The organism is Mesorhizobium sp. WSM4820, from assembly GCF_055811075.1.
In genome coordinates, this window is the sequence record NZ_JBVVQN010000019.1 from 24,607 (window position 1) to 42,386 (window position 17,780).

Sequence of the window (17,780 nt, forward strand, 5' to 3'; positions counted from 1 at the left end):
CGGCGGCCCTTGGCGGCGCTGACCTGTGTCATCTCATACGTGCTTGCGCCCGCCAGATTCGCGGAACCAGCTGTCGGGATAGGGATACCACCAGTCCTGGATCGCTGGCCTGTGGTCGATGATGACCATCTTCGAGCGGCGGAAGGCATCCAGCCCCTGGCGACCAAGTTCGCGGCCGAGGCCCGACGCCTTCCAGCCGCCGAACGGCAGTGCGTCGTTGTCGATCAGCGGATTGTTGACCCAGACCATCCCTGCCTCAAGCCGCTCCGCAGCCTCATGCGCCTCGGCAAGATCAGTGGTGAACACCGAGGCGCCGAGCCCGAACGGGCTGTCATTGGCAAGTTCTACCGCCTCGTCGAAATCCTTGACCCGGCAGATCGCGGCGACTGGCCCGAAACATTCTTCGCGCACGATCGCCATGTCGGGGGTGACGCCGGTCAGGATCGTCGGCTCGTAGAACCAGCCGACATTGTGCGCCGGCGGAATACGCCCGCCGGTGATCGCCTTAGCACCATTGCGCACGGCATCGTCGACCAGCCGCATGACTTTCGCCCGCGCCGCCTCGCTGACCAGCGGCCCGATCTCGGTCTTGTCGAGGCCGTTGCCGATGCGCAGCGCCCGTGTCTTCTGCGCAAACAGCTCGACAAAGCGGTCATGAACGGCATCGACGACGAAAAACCGTTCGGCCGAGGTGCAGACCTGGCCGGTGAGATGGAACGCGGCGGTGACGCTGCCGGCGGCCGCCACGTCGAGCGGGGCGTGTCGGCTGATGATCAGCGGATCGCTGCCGCCGGCCTCGATGACGCATGGCTTCATGCGCTCGGCGCAAGCGACGGCGACAGCCTTGCCGGCGGCGACCGAACCGGTGAAGGCAACCGCATGGGTGCGATCGGAGGCGATCAAAGCCTGCGCCGTGGCCGCCGCGCCGGGCAGGCAGGAAACCAGGCCCTCCGGCAGTGAGCGGAACACGGTCATGTAATTCAGCGTCGACAGTGTCGTCGCTTCGGCCGGCTTGATGACGCAGGCATTGCCGGCGGCAAGCGAGGCGGCAACGGTCCAGCACATCAACAGGATCGGGAAATTGTAGGGCATGATGTGCACAGACGTGCCGTAGGGCTCGTAGCGCGCATACTGGAACGAACCCGCCTGCGTCGTGCCGGCGATCTTGCCGGCATCGTCGCGCGCCATTTCGGCGTAGTAGCGGAAGATCGGCGCGCAATTGGCGATCTCGCCGATTGCTTCCGGATAGGGCTTGCCCATCTCGCGCACCATCAGCTCGGCGCAGCAGGTGAAGTCGGCCGCCTCGATGGCGTTGGCGACTGCATGCAGATGCCTGGCGCGGCTCTTGGCGTCGAGCTTTTTCCAGGCAGCTTGCGCCCTGGCCGCAGCGGTGAGCACGGCGTCGATCTCGCCGTCGGTTGCAGTCGCGATGGCGCCGACGGTTTCCAGTGTCGCCGGATCGATCACCGGTTTTGCCGCGCCGGTCATCGGCCGATAATCCGGATTGACGAAGAAGGCCGGCCGGTCAGGTGAGAAGTCCATGGTCGTCCTTTCAAGTCGCTCAGCGGATCATGTAGACCTTCTTGATTGTCTCGTGGACGGTGCAGACGCCCTTCCAGTCCTGCGGAAAGAACGCCGCGGTGTCGGGTTCGATCTCGATCACCTCGCCGGATTCGTGGACATAGGTGCAGCGGCCCTCTAGGAAATGGCAGAATTCGTCGCGGGTGACGTGGCAGTGCCATTTGCCTGGGGTGCAGACCCACAGCCCGCATTCGGAGCGGCCTTCCGGCCCCTTGTGCAGCAATTTGCCGGAGGTACGGGATTCGCCCTCGATCATCGTGGGGATGACGCCCCAGTCGACGAGGTCGGTGAGGGCAAGCGGCGATTTCATGATCGGTGTCGGCATGTCGTGAAGCTCCAGTGGCTGGCTTCAGGCCAGCATGTAAATGTTGCGGATGGTCTCGTGGACGGTGCATTCGCCGGTCCAGCCGGCCGGGAACATGACCACCGTGGCAGCGGAGACTTCTATCACCTCGCCGTTGTCCGATCGGTAGGTCGCGCGGCCGGCAACGAAATGGCACAGTTCGTCGCGCGGGATCGCCAGCCGCCAGCGGCCGGGCGTGCAGACCCAGATGCCGGATTCCGGCTGGTTGTTTGGCCCCTTGTGGACGAGCCTGCCGGTGGAGTGCGAAGCACCTTCCAGCGCATCGGGCTGGGCGCCCCAGTCGATCAGGTCGGTGCGGGTGGAGGCTTGGTGGAGGTGTGGGGCGGAGGAGGTCATATGGGAGTTCCGCCATGCTTGTGCTTGACGTGCCCGCGCTCTCCGGCGGGGGCGCGAAGGAATGCCATACCCATCAGCCCGGTCACAGCAGTTTCTCCAGCAGCCCCGCTGCCTTCTCCGGGCCGTTCTGCGCCTGCATCTGCGCCGACGTCTTCGCCAGCTTGGCCCTGATTGCCGGGTCGGTCAGGCAGGTTTCGATCTTGGCGATCAGCTCGGCGTCGCTCCAGTCGTAGCGCGGCATGCCGAAGCCGTGGCTGGTCTCCTCGACCCGGGTCGCGTTGTCGTGGCCATCCCAGACATAGGGCATGATGATCGCCGGCTTGCCGAAGTAGAGACACTCGGTGAACGAGTTGTTGCCGCCATGGTGGATAACCGCATCGACCTGCGGGATCACCGAGGGCTGCGGAAACCAGCTCTCGACGATGACATTGCCGAGCACTTGCGCGTATTGGTCCTTGTAGCCGCCGACATTGACCAGCGCCCGGTAGCGAGTCTCGGCCAGCGTCGCGATGATGCGCTTCAAGAGATCGACATCGCCGGCGCCAAGGCTGCCGAACGAGACGTAGAGCAGCGGCCCGTCATTATTCTCAGCAAAGGTCGGCACGGTGTAGGGCTTCTCCTGCCGCACGCAGCCTTCCAGATACTGGAATTTTGCCGGGTCGAGCGGATGGCGGCGCTTGAACTTTGCCGCTTCGGGATAAAGCAGCAGGTTGAGGTAGGGCGAGGCCTCGAAGAACTGGCCGATCGGATAAGACGCTTCGTTGTTCGCTTTCAAAAACGCATTGAAGTCGTCATGGATCGGCTTGATGACGGCGTTGAAATGGTTGCGGTAGCGCTCATGACAGGCGTGGTCGTTCTCGCCGCAGCCGGACAGATGCGGCGGGATGTCCTCGTCCTCGATCTCATTTTCCGAGCAGGAGATGACGCGCACCCATGGCTTGCCATACTGCTTGATCGCCGGGAACAGGATGACGTTGTCGACGCAGATGACGTCGGGCTTGATCGTCGCAAGCACGCCGGGCAGGTCCTTCTCAGCCCATTTGGCGCTGTCGACGATCGCCGTCCAGCAGTCCTTCACGTAATTGTCGACCTGGTCGTAGGGCGATTTGCGAAAATTCGGGATGTGGCCGTTGATGAAGTCTTCCCAGAACTTGGCCATCTGCTCGGGCGGCATCGGCTCGGACAGGTTCACCGGATGCGCCTCGAAGCCGTAGCCCTTGTAGACGTCGAGGAAGCCGGGGTCCGACAGGAACACCGCTCTGTGGCCGCGCGCCTCGACCGCCTGGGCGATACCGACGGAGTTGAGCGCCGGGCCGTAGGCCGCTTCCGGAAAAAACGCGATGGTCTTCTGCGCCATGAAAGTTCTCCTTCAATCAATCTGCGAAAATTCTGACGTCGGCGGCATCCCAGCCGAGTTCAACCGCATCGCCCGACGCGACCGGGCGGCGGTCGGCGGCGTCGGCGGTGACGCGCACCAGGAACGGTTTTTGTGACAGAGCGGTGCGGACATGCAGCTGCAGGTCGAGCCCGTGATAGGCGAGCGCCTCGACGATGCCGGCAACACGGTTGGCCGTCTCTGGCGGCGGGAACAGTCGGATGCGCTCGGGTCGCACCGAAGCGACCGCCGCAGCGCCGGGCGAAAGTATTTCGGGAACCGTGCCGACGATTCGCGCACCATTGGCTGCCAGCACGCCATTGTCGGCGGCTTTGCCCGGCACGAAATTCATGACGCTGATGAAGTCGGCGACGAAACGGTCGGCCGGATGTTCGTAGACCGCATGCGGCGTGTCGCATTGCAGCAGCTTGCCGTCCCTCAGCACCGCCATGCGGTCCGCCATAACGAGCGATTCTTCCTGGTCATGGGTGACGATGACGAAGGTGATGCCGACTTCGTTCTGCAGCCGCTTCAGCTCCAGTTGCATGGCGCCGCGCAATTTCTTGTCGAGTGCACCGAGCGGCTCGTCGAGCAGCAGCAGCCGCGGCCGCTTGACCAGCGCACGGGCAAGCGCGACGCGCTGCTTCTGGCCGCCCGACAATTGCTCCGGCTTGCGGTCGGCGAAGGCGACGAGCTCGGTCGTCGCCAGGATTGCATCGACGCGGGAACGGATTTCGTTTGCCGGCAAGCGTTCCATTTCAAGGCCGTAGGAAACATTGGCCCGGACGCTCATATGCGGAAACAGCGCGTAGGACTGGAACATCAGGTTGACCGGCCGCCTGTTGGGCGGGGTTTTGGCGATGTCGCGGCCGTCGAGCAGGATGCGCCCCTCATTGGGCGTCTCGAAACCGGCCAGCATGCGCAGCAGCGTGGTCTTGCCGCAGCCGGAAGGTCCGAGCAAGGCGAAGAACTCGTTCTCGCGGATATCGAGCGAGATGCCGTCGACGGCCGTCACCCGGCCGAAGTTCTTCGACACCTTGTCGATCGCCAGCAGCGTGCGGGGCTCGCTCATTGGCCGATGACTCCGCGGTTGAGCCGCTGCGACAGGGTCAGCGCGGTGATTGAGACCGCCATGACGATGGTCGCCAATGCATTGATCTCCGGCGTGATGCCGAAGCGGATCATCGAATAGATCTGCATCGGCAGCGTAGTCGAGGCGCGGCCGGCGCCGGCGGTGAAGAAGGCGATGATGAACTCGTCGACCGAAAGGGTGAAGGCGAGCAGCGCGCCGGCGACGACCGCAGGCAGGATGACCGGCAATGTCACCCGCCTGAAGGTGGTGAGCGCGGAAGCGCCGAGATCGGCGGAGGCCTCGACGATCGACCAGTCGAAGCTTTTTAGCCGCGCGCGCACCACCGAGCAGACGAAGGCGAGGTTGAAGACGACATGGGCGAGGATGATGGTGTGCAGGCCGAGCGTGAAATCGAGCATGGAAAAGAAGCTGAGCAGCGCCACCGCCAGCACGATGTCGGGAATGATCATCGGCGCAAAGATCAGCGCCTCGAGGCCGCTTCCGTACTGCCGGCGCATTTCGACGCCGATGGCCAGCAAGGTGCCGAGCAGCGTGGCGATGGCAGTCGAGACCAGCGCCACGATCAGCGTGTTGAGGGCGGCGGAAAGGATCGCGACGTTTCCGGCGAGCGAGGCATACCATTTCAGCGAAAAGCCCGACCAGACGGTCGGCAGCCCGCCTTGGTTGAACGACAGCGCCACCAGTACGGCGATCGGAATGTAGAGGAAGGCGAAGACCAGCGTCAGCACGAGCCAGAGCGTGCGCCGTGTGGCGGGCGAGCGCTCAGTCATCGGCGCCTCCTTTCGCTTCGGCGATACGGCCGGCGGCGCGATCGGCAGCCAGGGCCTGCGCCGTCAGCACCAAAAGCATGATGGCGATCAGCGCCATCGCCAGCGCTGCGCCGAACGGCCAGTCATTGGCGGTCAGGAACTGGTCGTAGACAAGATTGCCGATCATCTGGAAGCGGCCGCCGCCGAGCAGTGCCGGCGTGACGAAATTGCCGATCGACAGCACGAAGACGAACACCGCCCCGGCGGCGATGCCCGGCACCGTCAGCGGCAGTATAACCCGGCGAAATGTGGTCATGGCCGAAGCGCCGAGATCGCGCGAGGCCTCGGCCAGCTCCGGATTGAGCCGCGACAGCGGCGCGTAGCAGGCGAGGATGACGAAAGGCAGGTAATTGTAGACCAGACCGGCGATGACGGCGCCTTCGGTATAGAGCATCGACGGCGGCTCGCCGGTATAGCCGAACCAGCGCAAGAGCTGGGTGATCAGGCCTTCGCGGTTGAGCAGCACGATCCATGCATAGGTGCGGATCAGGTAATTGGACCAGAAAGGCAAGACGGCGAAGAACAGGAACACCGGCTGCCACCGGCGCGGTGCTGCCGCGATCGCATAGGCGGCGGCATAGCCGATCACCACGGCGATCAGCGTTGCCGTGCCGGCGATGCGCGCCGAATTGAGGAAGATGCCGGCATAGAGCGGGTCGAGCACCAGCCCGAAATTCTCCAGCGTGAAGCTGTATTCGATGCCGCCATAAATGCCGCGCCGGAAGAAGGCGAGCGCCAGCACCAGCGCGCATGGCACCACCATCAAGGCGGTGAGCCAAGCCAGCGCCGGCGCCATCAGCAAGGAGGAGCGAGAAGGTGTGAACGATCTCATGTCGCACCCTCCTCTGGCCTTGAGGCCATCTCAAAGGCATCGAAATTGTGTTTGGACAAGCGCCCCCTCACCCGGATTGCCAACCGAATTGCGAAAGGCAATTCGGGGCAATCCGACCTCTCCCCGAGGGGAGAGGAGGTCGCCGACCTTGGCGTCAGCCTCTTCTCCCCAGCGGGGAGAAGGTGGCCGCGAAGCGGCCGGATGAGGGGGTGCTGCGCCGGAGATTGGCGAGCGGCTGCAAGCCAGCCGAACTCCCCCCTTGAGGGGGAGATGGCCGGCAGGCCAGAGGGGGGCGTGAAGGAACGCAAGCCTGATTCCAGATGCCGAAACTACTGCGCCGCCTTGATCTCGCTGACGATCTTCGAATAGTCGCGCTGGGCGTCGCCGACGTCGCGCAACTGCTCGAACTTGACCAGTTCGGCCACAGGCATGTTCATATTTGGGAATTTGGCGAGGAAATCCGCCGGCAGGCTTTCCATAGCCGGCTTGTTCGGCACCTTGTAATCGATGTTCTGAGCCGCCCAGGCGTGGTTCTTGGCGTCCAGCATGAAGTTGATGAACTGGAAGGCGGCGTCCTTGTTGGCCGATGCCTTCATCACCACCATCGTATCGACCCACAGGTCCGAGCCTTCCTTGGGTATGGTGTATTTAATCTGCGGATTCTCGGCGATGCCATAGTTGCACCAGCCATCCCATGCCTGCACCATCAGCGCCTCTCCCGAAACCAGCTTCGAATAGAAGGTGGTGTCGTCATAGGCGAGCAAGGTCTTCTTGGCCGAGATCAGCAGGTCCTTGACCTCGGCGAGCTTGGCCGGATCGGTTTCGTTGACCGAATAGCCCTTGGCGAGCTGCCCGGCGGCAAGCAGCCAGCGGTCGGTCGCCAGCATCGTGGTCTTGCCCTTGAGCGCCTCGGACGGGGCGAGAAGCTCGTTCCAGCTGGCCGGCTCGGTCTTCACCAGATCCGAGCGGTAGCAGAGGCCGGTGGTGCCCCAGGTGTAAGGCACGGAAAAATTGTTGCCGACATCGTGCGGCAGCTTGGCCGCCTCAGGATAGAGATTGGCGAGATTGGGAATCTTGGCGTGGTCGATCGTCTCGATCAGGCCGAGATTGTTCAGCACTTCTGCGAACGGCGAGGAAACGAAGACCACGTCATAGCCCTTGCCGCCCGAAGCAACGAGCTTGCCCATGATCTCCTCATTGGTGGCGTGAACGACGACCTCGCCGGAAACGCCGGTCGCTGCTTTGAAGGCGGCCATGGCGTCCGGCGCCATGTAGCCGTCCCAGTTGGAAATGACGAGGTCGGCGGCGGCCGCCGGCGCCGACAGCGCCATAGCGAGGCCAAGCGCGATCGCGGATGTTTTTAACGAACGGTGCCGCAGGGTGGTGGCGGTCATGACAGACTCCCATTCTGGTTGATCGTCGAATTCAATCAATCGTCGGACCAGCGCTTGCGACCATGCCGCCGCTTCGATCCTGTTCCCCGGTCTTTTTATTGCCGACTGAACTCACAGTACTATTGCAGAAAAAAGTACGTCAATCCATAATTTGTCAAAATCGCCGCGAAATCCAGCCGATCGCGCCCGCAAGGGCAATCGGTCAAACCGCGGCGGTCGAGCCCGTTCACGAGAAACGCCATGCAAGCCGTTGCCAGACGCCCGCGCACCAATCATCTTGATCTCGCGCAGCGCATTCTCGATGTAGCCCGGCAGCGCGGATTTACGGCCGGCGCCCATCTCCCGGAACAGCAGATCGCCTCGCTCTGCAACGTCTCGCGAACCCCGGTGCGGGCCGCGCTGCGCCTGCTCACCGAAAAAGGCGTCGTGCGATGGGAAGCCGAGTCCGGCTATCGGCTGGCCGTTGACCTCACCAAGCAGGCGACGCTTGCCACTGACCTGCCAAGCGCCGAGGAGGACGAACTCGCGGAGATGATCCTGCGCGATCGGTCGGCGCGCCGGCTGGATCAGACGGTGACCATCGGCGCGTTGATGCGGCGCTACAGTGCCGAACGAAAGACAGTACTAAAAGCGCTAAAGAAACTGACAGACGAAAATCTTCTGGATCGCGCACCGGGACAGTCCTGGCTGTTCAGGCGGGCGCCTGACGATCCAGAGGCACAAGGGGAAAGCTACGAGTTCCGCCTGCTGCTCGAACCCGCCGCCATTCTGGCGCCTGGCTTTCGGCTGGACGGGACCCGCGCGGCAGCCTTGCGCCAGGGCATGGAGGCGCTGCTGGCGCTGCCCGACGCCACATTCGATATCAGAGAGTTCCAGCGGCTGGACATCGACTTTCACGGCCTAATCGCCGATGGCTCCAGCAACCGCTTCGTCACCGACGCGCTGTCCGATCATCTCAGGCTGCGCCGGCTGCCGGGGACTTATGCCGGCGTCAACGTCTTCCGGCTGAAGCAATCGCTGCGCGAGCACCTGACCATACTCGACCAACTGGAAAGCCGGCAGTATGAGGTTGCAGCCGATCTGCTTCGCGTCCATCTGCGATTGTCCCGCAGCCAGCGACCGCAGGCGGCCAGTCGCGGCGCCCCCGCATTGTTCGGCATGATCAGCCGGCCGGATTGACGAGGACCACGAGAACAGTGACGCGCAAAACCAGCCCGACTATCGCGTTGTTTCCCGAAGCGAGCTTCGGTGCCGCGCTCAATTGCGTCGGCATCGCGCAGGCCTTGCGCGCAAGGGGCGCGCGGCCGGTGTTCATCTGTCACGCCGGCTTTTCCGGTGTGTTCGCCGACTACGGGTTTCAGGAATACCAGTTGCCGACCGACGATCCGCTGACCGACAGCGAACGCCAGAGCTATTGGCAGGCTTTCGTGCGCCGGCATCTGCCGCATTTCAGGCTGAGCCCGATCGACCAGCTCGAAACCTATGTCGCCCCGACCTGGGAAGCGATCGTCGATACCGCGGTCAACGCCGAGGCGCCGCTGCGCCAATTGCTGACCCGGTTGAAGCCGGACGCCGTGGTGCTCGACAATGTCATCATGTTTCCAGCACTTGCTGCCGCCGACTGCCCATGGGTGCGCGTCGTCTCCTGCGCCGAGACCGAGCTGCCCGACGCCGATGTACCACCCTATCTGTCCGGTCTCGCCGCCGACGACCCCGATCGCGCGGCCTTCGAGGCGCGCTACCTGGCAGCCGTCGCTCCGGCTCATGATCGGTTCAACCGGCTTCGGACCGACGCCGGTCTTGCACCCTTGCCGAGGGGCCTTTTTCTCGAAGCTTCGCCCGATCTCAATCTGCTGCTGACCCCGACGATCGTGCGCAGGCAGCGCGCCGAGCCGCTCGACCCGGCCCGCTTCGTCTATCTCGAAGGCTGCGTCCGTTCGGAAGGGCCGTTCGACGTGCCGGTCTTTCCACGCAATGACGGGCCGCTGGTCTATCTCAGCTTCGGCAGCCTGGGCGCGATGGATGTCGGCCTGATCGAGCGCATGCTCGCCGTGTTCGACCGGCTTCCGGCCCGCTTCATCGTCAATGTCGGCGGTCTGCGCGACAGCTATCGCGCGGTTCCGGACAATGTCTATCTCGACGCCTGGTTTCCGCAGCCGTCGGTTGTCGCCAAATCCGATCTCTTCATCCACCACGGCGGCAACAACAGCTTTTGCGAAGCGCTGCGTTTCGGCGTGCCATCGCTGATCATGCCCTATTGCTGGGACGGGCACGACAATGCGCAACGCGCCGAGGAAACCGGCGTTGGCCGCCACCTCAGCCGCGATGGCTGGAGCGACGACGAACTGGAAAACGCCATCCTTGGCCTAATGGCCGATGGCGAGATGCGCTTTCGTCTCAAGGAGAATGCAGCCACCATGGCACGGGCGCCGGGAACCGAAATCGCCGCCGAATCCATTCTCGCCCTCGTAAGGACGTGACCTGATGCTCAACACCACGACAACGGATGCACCGCAAATGACCGCAACGGACGATCCGAAGCGATGGCTGGAGCAGCAGGGGATCAGGGAAGTCGAATGCCTGGTGCCGGACGTGAATGGCGTGTTGCGCGGCAAGGCGTTGCCAACGGCCAAGTTCCTGAAGTCGCTCGAAGACCGCGCGCTCTACCTGCCGAGCAGCGCCTTCCTGGTCTGCATAGACGGCCGCTATTCCGGTTCCAACGACGAGGGCTTCGCCTATCAGGATCCCGACATGCGGATGGTGCCGGATGTCGCGACGCTCTGCCTTGCGCCCGGCGCTGGAGCTGAAAAGGCCTATGTCTTCGCCGATGCGTTTCACATGGACGACCGGCCGTGGATGGCCTCGCCACGTCATGTGCTGAGGGCCGTGCTCGATCTCTATCACCAGCGCGGATGGCGGGCAGTGGTGGCGCCGGAGCTCGAATTCTACCTGACTGCGCCCAATCCCGATCCCGATCGGCCGTTGATCGCGCCGGTCGGGCGCAATGGCCGCTCCGAAACCGTGCAGCACCCCTATGACATGGCGGCGCTGGAGGAATTCGAGCCGGTGATCCAGCGGCTCTACGACTATGCCGCAAAGGCCGGGCTGCCGCTCGATACGCTGATCCACGAGTCAGGCACAGCGCAGTTGGAGATCAATTTCCTGCATGGCGACGCGCTGCCGATGGCCGACAAGGTGCTGCTGTTCAAGCGGATGACGCGCCAGGCCGCGCAGCAATACGGCATGCATGCGACCTTCATGGCCAAGCCGATCGCCGCACAAGCCGGCAGCTCCATGCATCTCCACATGTCGGTCATCGACGAGGCCGGGAATACGCTGTTCGCCGGGCGTGACGATGCCGACACCGAGATGTTCGGGCATTTCATCGGCGGCCTGCAGAAATACATTCCCGAGGTGATGCCGCTGTTTGCGCCGAACGTGAATTCGTTCCGCCGCATCCGGCCGAACCACAGCGCCCCCGCCAACATCGAGTGGTCGCATGACAATCGCTCCTGCGGGCTGCGCGTGCCGACCGGCGGGCGGGCCGCGCGGCGGGTGGAAAACCGGTTGCCCGGCGCCGATGCCAACCCCTATCTGGCGATGGCCGGCTCGCTGCTCTGCGGCTATCTCGGCGTCGAGGAAAAGCTCTCGCGTTCGCCCGAGGCATCGGGCAACGCCTATCGCAGCAAGAGCACGCTGCCGAAAACCATGGAGGAGGCGCTCGACCGTTTCGCCGCCTGCAGTCCGGTTCGGGACTTGCTCGGCGAGGATTTCGTCCAGACCTATTTGCGCGTCAAAAGCGTCGAGCTCGACCTGTTCCAGAGCGTCGTCACCAGCTGGGAACGCGACCACCTGCTGCTCAAAGTCTGACTATGAGCTTGGATTCTGGGGGCTTCAATTCCGGCCTGGACATCGGCAGATCCTACTATGTCGCGAACGCCAATCCAGCGCCTGATCATCCGGCGCTGCAGGGCGAGGTCGACGCCGATCTGGTGGTGGTCGGCGGCGGCTGCACCGGCCTGTCCGCAGCCTTTCATGCCGCCGAGCGCGGGCTGAGGGTGGTTCTCCTCGAAGGCGGCAAGATCGGCTGGGGGGCGTCGGGGCGCAATGGCGGCCAGATCATCCCCGGCCTGCGCAAGGGCGCCAAGGGCCTGGTCAAGCTTTATGGGCCCGAGCGGGCGCGGGCGCTTTTCGCTCTCGCCCTGGAGGCGCGCGGGCTGGTGCTCGACCTGATCGAGCGCCATGCCATCGATTGCGACCTCCGGCTCACCGGCCATCTGGCCGGTGCGATAAACGGCTCCGACCTCCGCGACCTCGAGGAAGAGGCCGAGTACCTTGCCACAGTAATGAACTTTCATGACGTCGAGATGCTGTCGGCGGCGCGGGCGCGTGAAATGGTGAACACGCCCTATCACGGCGCCATGTACGAGAAGCTCGGCGGCCATATGCATCCGCTGAACTACACGCTGGGTCTTGCCCGCGCCACGGCAGCGGCAGGCGTCACCATCCACGAGAATTCGGTGGCGCTGCGGCTGGAGCGGGAACCTTCCATCCGGGTTTCCACGGCCAAGGGCTCGGTCCGGGCCCGGCATGTCGTGTTGGCCGGCGACGCCCTGCTCCAGGGGCTCGAACCGCGCGTCAACAGCCGCATCATGCCGGTCGGCAACTACATCATCGCCACAGAGCCGCTTGACGACACCAGCGACGTCATCCCAAGCAATGCCGCCGTTTCCGACACACGCTTCGTCGTCAACTACTACCGGCTGTCGGCCGACGGCCGCCTGTTGTTCGGCGGTGGCGAGCGCTACACGCCGTCGCCGCCCGCCGACATTGCCGGCTTCGTGCGGCCGCATATGGAAAAGACCTTTCCGCAATTGCGCGGCTGCCGCATCGAGCATGCCTGGGGCGGGCTGGTCTCGGTGACGACGTCGCGCCTGCCGGATGTCGGCCACTATGGCGAGGTCTATTTTGCGCATGGCTATTCCGGCAAGGGCGTGATCCTGTCGACGCTTTCGGGAAAGCTGCTTGCCGAGGCGATCACCGGCGATAGTTCGCGGCTCGATCTGTTTTCGACGCTGAGGCCAATGCCGTTTCCCGGCGGCACCGCGCTGCGCGGCCCGCTCTATGTGCTCGGCATGCTCTGGTACGCCATGCGCGATCGCATCAAGCATTGAGCGAAAGCGATCCACTGCCGCCGTGGTCTTGCGACGGAGGGCGGCAACGCAACTTCCCGACAAATTTGACCATGTGGACAAAGGTCGGACGCCGTTCCATAGTTCCCTCGCCTGATATCCAAAGAAACAGCCGGCTCAACACGGCGCCAATCAGAGGGGCATGCAATGGACAACGGGAAGAGCAAAATCCAATCGAAACGCGAAGGACTTTCGCGACGCAATTTGCTGGAACTCGGCGCGCTCGGCCTGGCGGCAGCCATGCTGCCGGGCCAGGCCTTGGCGCAGGACAAGAAGCTGAAGGTGGCGGCGATCTTCGCCACGCCGACCGAGGAGCCATGGGTCCACCAGATCCATGTCGCCCTGCAGAGGGCCGAGAAGGAACTCGGCATCGAGTACAAATGGTCGGAGAAGGTGCAGACGGCCGATTTCAGCCGTGTGATGCGCGAATATGCGCAAGGCGGCTATGAGCTGGTGCTGGGCGACGCGTTCGCTGCCGAACGCGAATCCCGCCGCACCGCCAAGCAGTTTCCGAAGGTCGCCTTCCTGTTCGGCTCCGGCGCCGGGCCGGCCGAGCCGAATTTTGCAGTCTTCGACAACTGGATCCACGAGCCCGCCTATCTCTCCGGCCTGATCGCCGGAAAGATGTCGAAATCAGGCACGATCGGCGCCGTTGCGGCGATGGGCATTCCGGAAGTGAACCGGCTGGTCAATGCCTTCTTTGCCGGCGCCCGCGAGGTCAATCCTGACATCAAGAGGAAGGTCGCATTCATCGGCTCCTTCTTCGACCCGCCCAAGGCCAAGGAAGCGGCTATCGCCCAGATCGACGCCGGCGTCGACGTGATCTATGCCGAACGTTTCGGCGTCATCGAAGCGGCGGTCGAGAGGAAGATCCTCGCCATCTCCAATATGTCCGACCAGTCCAACCTCGGCCCGGACACGGTGATCACCGGCCCGGTCTGGGACATGTATCCGACGGTCGAGCACGCGATCAAACTGGTCAAGGCCGGCGTCTTCACCGCACAGGATTACGGCGATTTCTCGCGCATGGCCAAGGGCGGTTCCTTTCTGGCGCCGTATCACAAGTTCGACAAGACGCTGCCCGCCGACGTCAAGGAGCTGGTCGAGAAGAAGAAGGCCGAAATCCTCGACGGCAATTTCCGTGTCGTCGTCGACGAGAACACGCCGGTTTCGGATTGAGCGGTCTTTTGGGGTTAGCGCTGCACCCCCCCTCTGGCCTGCCGGCCAGAGGGGGGTGCAGCGCATCCCTCAAATCATAAGCCAATTTCAGGAGCACCTTCGCCTTTGCCCGCCCCTCTCATCGAAATGCGCGGCATCTCCAAAAACTTCGGCGCCGTCGTGGCGAACGAAGCCGTCGATCTCAGCGTCGCGCCGGGCGAGATTCTCGGGCTGCTCGGTGAAAACGGCGCCGGCAAGACGACGCTGATGAACGTGCTGTTCGGCGCCTATGCGCCCGACGCCGGCGAGATCCTGGTTCAGGGCCGGCCGGTGACGATCAACAGCTCGGCCGATGCGCTCGCCGCCGGCATCGGCATGGTGCACCAGCATTTTCACCTGGCGCCGCGGCTTTCGGTGCTGGAAAACCTGCTGATCGGCATTCCCGGCAAATCGGGCCGGATCGACCGCGCCGGCGGGCTGGCGCGACTGGCGGATATCGGCCGCCAGCATGGGCTCACGCTCGATCCGGATCGTCCCGTCTCGGAGCTGTCGATCGGCGAGCAGCAGCGGCTCGAAATCGTCAAGGCGCTGTTTCGCGGTGCAAGGCTGCTGATCCTCGACGAGCCGACGGCGGTGCTGGCGCCGACAGAGGTCGACGGGCTGTTTTCGGCGCTGCGGTCGATGGCGGCCCAGGGTCTCGGCATCATCTTCATCTCGCACAAGCTCAACGAGGTCAGGGCGTTGACCCATCGCTGCGTCGTGCTGCGGCACGGCCGCGTAACCGGGCGCGTCGATGCACCTGCCAGCACGACATCCTCGGAGATGGCGCGGCTGATGTGCGGCCACGAGATCGTTCCGCCGGCCAGGGGACCGTCGACACCGGGTGCCGCGGTGCTGACACTGGATGGCATCTCGACGTCGCGCCATTCCGGCATGGCGCTGCGCGATGTCTCGCTTTCGGTGCGCGCCGGCGAGATCCTCGGCATTGCCGGTGTCTCGGGCAACGGCCAGCGGGCGCTTGCCGAGGTGATCTCCGGCGTTCGCGCGCCTGATGCCGGCCGGATGACGATAGCCGGCAAAGCTGTCTCGCGGTTCTCGCCGCGCGAGGTGCAGGCACTCGGTCTCGGGCGCATCCCGGAAGACCGCATGACGACGGGACTGGTCACCAACCTGCCGCTTGCCGATTCGATGGTGCTGCCGCGCATCGGCACCGGGGCGTTCAGCCGCAACGGTCTGCTCAGGCCCGATGCGATCCGCGCCTTCGCCGAAGAACAGATCAAGGCCTATGACATACGCTGCCCCGGGCCGATGACGCGGGCCGGAGCGCTGTCCGGCGGCAATCTGCAAAAGGCGCTGCTGGCGCGTGAGCTCGCCTTCGACCCCAAGGTGCTGATCGTATCGCAGCCGACGCGCGGTCTCGACATTGGTGCGGCGCGCTTCATCCACGAAAAGTTCCTCGACATGCGTGCCAGGGGCTGCGGCATCGTCGTCATCGGCGAAGACCTCGAAGAGCTGCTGATGCTCTGCGACCGCATCGCGGTGATGTATGAGGGGCGCATTGCCGGCACGCTGGCCAGCGCCGACGCCACCATCGCGCGGCTCGGACTGATGATGACCGGAGCGGGGGGCCATAGTTGATGTTCCGCCTCGAAGCCCGCACCTCAACGCCCGCCTGGTTCAACCTGGCTCTGCCGTTGCTGGCCATCGGCGCGACATTGGTGCTATGCAGCGGCCTCATTGCGCTGGCCGGCGCCGGGGTGATCGAGGCCTATGGCGTGATGTTCTCGGCGTCGCTGGGCGACAGCTACGCGATCACCGAAACGCTGGTGCGCGCAACACCGATGATCTTCACCGGGCTTGCCGTAGCGGTCGCCTTCCGCGCCAAATTCTGGAATATCGGCGCCGAGGGCCAGTTGCTTGCCGGCGCGGTGGCGAGCTGTGCCGTCGGCGCCGTCCCGATGCCGGGGCCGCTCGCCATGCTGCTGATGGCGCTCGCCGGCGCCGCCGCCGGCGCTGCGGTCGCCCTGGTCCCGGCGACGCTGCGGGTGAAATTCAAAGTCGATGACGTCGTCAGTTCACTGCTGCTCAACTCGGTCATCTTCTACGCCTTGATGGCGCTGATCGAAGGCCCGTGGAAAGACAGCTTCAGCGGCTACCCGATCTCGCCGCCGATCGAGGATTCAGCCAATTTCCCGGTGCTGCTCGAAGGCACGCGGCTGCATCTCGGCGTCGTGGCGGCGTTCCTGGCCGCGCCGGTCATCTGGTTCCTGATTGCGCGCACGACGCTCGGCTTCAGGATCAGGGTCATCGGCGAAAATCCCGAGGCCGCGCGCTATGGCGGCATCCATGTCGAGCGGGTGCTGATCTCGACGGCGCTGCTGTCCGGCGCGCTCGCCGGCCTTGCCGGCGTCGGCGAGGTCGGCGGCGTGCATTTCCAGGTGATGAGCGACATCTCGCCGGGCTACGGCTATTCCGGCATTGTCGTCGCCATGCTGGCGAGGCTCAATCCGCTTGGCGTGATGCCGGCGGCGCTGTTCCTCGCCGCCGTGATGACCGGCGCCGAGGCGATGTCGCGGGCCACCGGCGTTCCGGCCTTTCTCAGCGACGTTATCCAGGGCACGGCGCTGCTCGCCATGCTGGTGGCGCTGCTGTTCACGGCCTATCGCATCCGCCGCGTCGGAGCCGCACGATGAGCGTGGTGCTCGAACAGATTTTTCAGGTCGGCTTCCTCGCCGCGATCATCCGCATCGCCACGCCTTTGGCTTTCGCGACGCTGGGCGAGATGTTCTCCGAGCGGGCCGGCGTGCTCAATCTCGGCATCGAAGGCATCATGCTGTTGTCGGCGATGACCGGCTTCACAGCGACCAGCCTCAGCGGCAGCCTGTGGCTCGGCGTGCTTGCGGCGGTGCTGACCGGTGCGCTGATGGGTGCCGTGCATGCGCTGTTCACGGTGGCTCTCGGCCTCAGCCAGCATGTCTGCGGCATCGGTGTGACGCTGTTCTCGTCGGGCCTCGCCTATTTCCTTTACCGGCTGATCTTCGGCCAGCAATCGGTGCCGCCCAGCATCAAGAGTTTCGAAACGCTGCCGATCCCTGTTCTCTCCGACATTCCGGTGCTCGGACCAGCGGTGTTCAACCAGTTTTCGCTGGTTTACATGGCGATGGCAGCCGTTCCCCTTGCCGCCTTCGTGCTCTACCGTACACCATGGGGCCTGTCGGTGCGCATGGTCGGCGAAAATCCGCGCGCCGCCGATTCGGCCGGCGTCGGCGTCATCGCCACTCGCTTTCAGGCGGTGATCCTTGGCGGTGCCCTGATGGGGCTGGCCGGGGCTTTCCTGTCGATGGTGCAGTTCAACGCCTTCACCTTCGGCCTCGTTTCCGGGCGTGGCTGGGTGGCGATCGCGCTCGTCGTCTTCGGCCGCTGGGATCCCTGGCGTTCGGCAGGGGCGGCACTGCTGTTCGCCTTCGTCGATGCCTTGCAACTGCGCATGCAGGCGAGCGGGCTCGGCCATATCCCCTATGAGGCGTTCCTGATGCTGCCCTTCATCTTCACCATCGTCGCCATGGCGGTGATGTCACGCAACGCCGTCGCGCCTTCGGCGCTGCTCAAGCCGTTCCGCCGCGAAGAACGCTGACAGGGCGGGGAA

At 64.3% G+C, this 17,780-nt stretch carries 16 protein-coding genes; 8 read left to right on the forward strand and 8 right to left on the reverse strand.

Translation table 11 applies throughout. The annotated features are described in order from the left end of the window. Positions 1–33: 33 nt before the first annotated feature. From AC0L2R_RS26075 to AC0L2R_RS26110, 8 genes are all read right to left on the reverse strand, one after another. Positions 34–1,542, reverse strand: coding sequence for an aldehyde dehydrogenase family protein (locus AC0L2R_RS26075; RefSeq protein ID WP_473512303.1), 1,509 nt, complete (start codon positions 1,540–1,542; stop codon positions 34–36). A gap of 19 nt (positions 1,543–1,561) precedes the next feature. Further along, positions 1,562–1,906, reverse strand: coding sequence for a cupin domain-containing protein (locus AC0L2R_RS26080; RefSeq protein WP_023800538.1), 345 nt, complete (start codon positions 1,904–1,906; stop codon positions 1,562–1,564). Between the two features lie 24 nt (positions 1,907–1,930). Continuing rightward, positions 1,931–2,281, reverse strand: coding sequence for a cupin domain-containing protein (locus AC0L2R_RS26085; protein WP_023800537.1), 351 nt, complete (start codon positions 2,279–2,281; stop codon positions 1,931–1,933). 82 nt (positions 2,282–2,363) lie between these two features. Beyond that, positions 2,364–3,638 carry a glycosyltransferase gene (locus AC0L2R_RS26090; protein WP_473512305.1) on the reverse strand — a complete coding sequence of 425 codons (1,275 nt, stop codon included), beginning with the start codon at positions 3,636–3,638 and terminating at the stop codon, positions 2,364–2,366. A gap of 16 nt (positions 3,639–3,654) precedes the next feature. Further along, positions 3,655–4,728, reverse strand: coding sequence for an ABC transporter ATP-binding protein (locus AC0L2R_RS26095; protein ID WP_473512307.1), 1,074 nt, complete (start codon positions 4,726–4,728; stop codon positions 3,655–3,657). Further along, positions 4,725–5,519, reverse strand: coding sequence for an ABC transporter permease (locus AC0L2R_RS26100; protein WP_473512309.1), 795 nt, complete (start codon positions 5,517–5,519; stop codon positions 4,725–4,727). Before AC0L2R_RS26100 ends, AC0L2R_RS26095 begins: the two co-directional genes overlap by 4 nt. After that, on the reverse strand, positions 5,512–6,354 hold the full coding sequence (locus AC0L2R_RS26105; RefSeq protein ID WP_036269997.1) for an ABC transporter permease: 843 nt from the start codon (positions 6,352–6,354) through the stop codon (positions 5,512–5,514). Before AC0L2R_RS26105 ends, AC0L2R_RS26100 begins: the two co-directional genes overlap by 8 nt. A gap of 365 nt (positions 6,355–6,719) precedes the next feature. After that, positions 6,720–7,784, reverse strand: a complete 1,065-nt coding sequence (locus AC0L2R_RS26110; RefSeq protein ID WP_473512310.1) for a polyamine ABC transporter substrate-binding protein — start codon at positions 7,782–7,784, stop codon at positions 6,720–6,722. A gap of 240 nt (positions 7,785–8,024) precedes the next feature. On the opposite strand from AC0L2R_RS26110, the gene AC0L2R_RS26115 reads away from it, so the two are divergent. From AC0L2R_RS26115 to AC0L2R_RS26150, 8 genes are all read left to right on the forward strand, one after another. Beyond that, complete coding sequence (locus AC0L2R_RS26115; RefSeq protein WP_473512311.1) at positions 8,025–8,963, forward strand: GntR family transcriptional regulator; 939 nt, start codon at positions 8,025–8,027, stop codon at positions 8,961–8,963. Between the two features lie 17 nt (positions 8,964–8,980). Further along, on the forward strand, positions 8,981–10,264 hold the full coding sequence (locus tag AC0L2R_RS26120) for a glycosyltransferase (RefSeq protein WP_473512313.1): 1,284 nt from the start codon (positions 8,981–8,983) through the stop codon (positions 10,262–10,264). A 37-nt stretch (positions 10,265–10,301) separates the two neighbouring features. Next, entirely contained in the window at positions 10,302–11,654 is a 1,353-nt protein-coding gene (locus tag AC0L2R_RS26125; protein ID WP_473512315.1) for a glutamine synthetase family protein, read from the forward strand. Positions 11,655–11,656: 2 nt separating this feature from the next. Further along, complete coding sequence (locus AC0L2R_RS26130) at positions 11,657–12,958, forward strand: NAD(P)/FAD-dependent oxidoreductase (RefSeq protein ID WP_473512316.1); 1,302 nt, start codon at positions 11,657–11,659, stop codon at positions 12,956–12,958. Between the two features lie 165 nt (positions 12,959–13,123). Next, complete coding sequence (locus tag AC0L2R_RS26135) at positions 13,124–14,155, forward strand: BMP family protein (protein WP_473512317.1); 1,032 nt, start codon at positions 13,124–13,126, stop codon at positions 14,153–14,155. Between the two features lie 105 nt (positions 14,156–14,260). Then, positions 14,261–15,772: an ABC transporter ATP-binding protein gene (locus AC0L2R_RS26140; protein WP_473512319.1), complete on the forward strand. Its 1,512-nt coding sequence runs from the start codon at positions 14,261–14,263 to the stop codon at positions 15,770–15,772. After that, positions 15,772–16,827, forward strand: a complete 1,056-nt coding sequence (locus AC0L2R_RS26145; protein ID WP_473512321.1) for an ABC transporter permease — start codon at positions 15,772–15,774, stop codon at positions 16,825–16,827. The genes AC0L2R_RS26140 and AC0L2R_RS26145 overlap by 1 nt, the downstream gene beginning before the upstream one ends. After that, positions 16,824–17,768 carry an ABC transporter permease gene (locus AC0L2R_RS26150; RefSeq protein ID WP_023800524.1) on the forward strand — a complete coding sequence of 315 codons (945 nt, stop codon included), beginning with the start codon at positions 16,824–16,826 and terminating at the stop codon, positions 17,766–17,768. Before AC0L2R_RS26145 ends, AC0L2R_RS26150 begins: the two co-directional genes overlap by 4 nt. Positions 17,769–17,780: the final 12 nt, after the last annotated feature.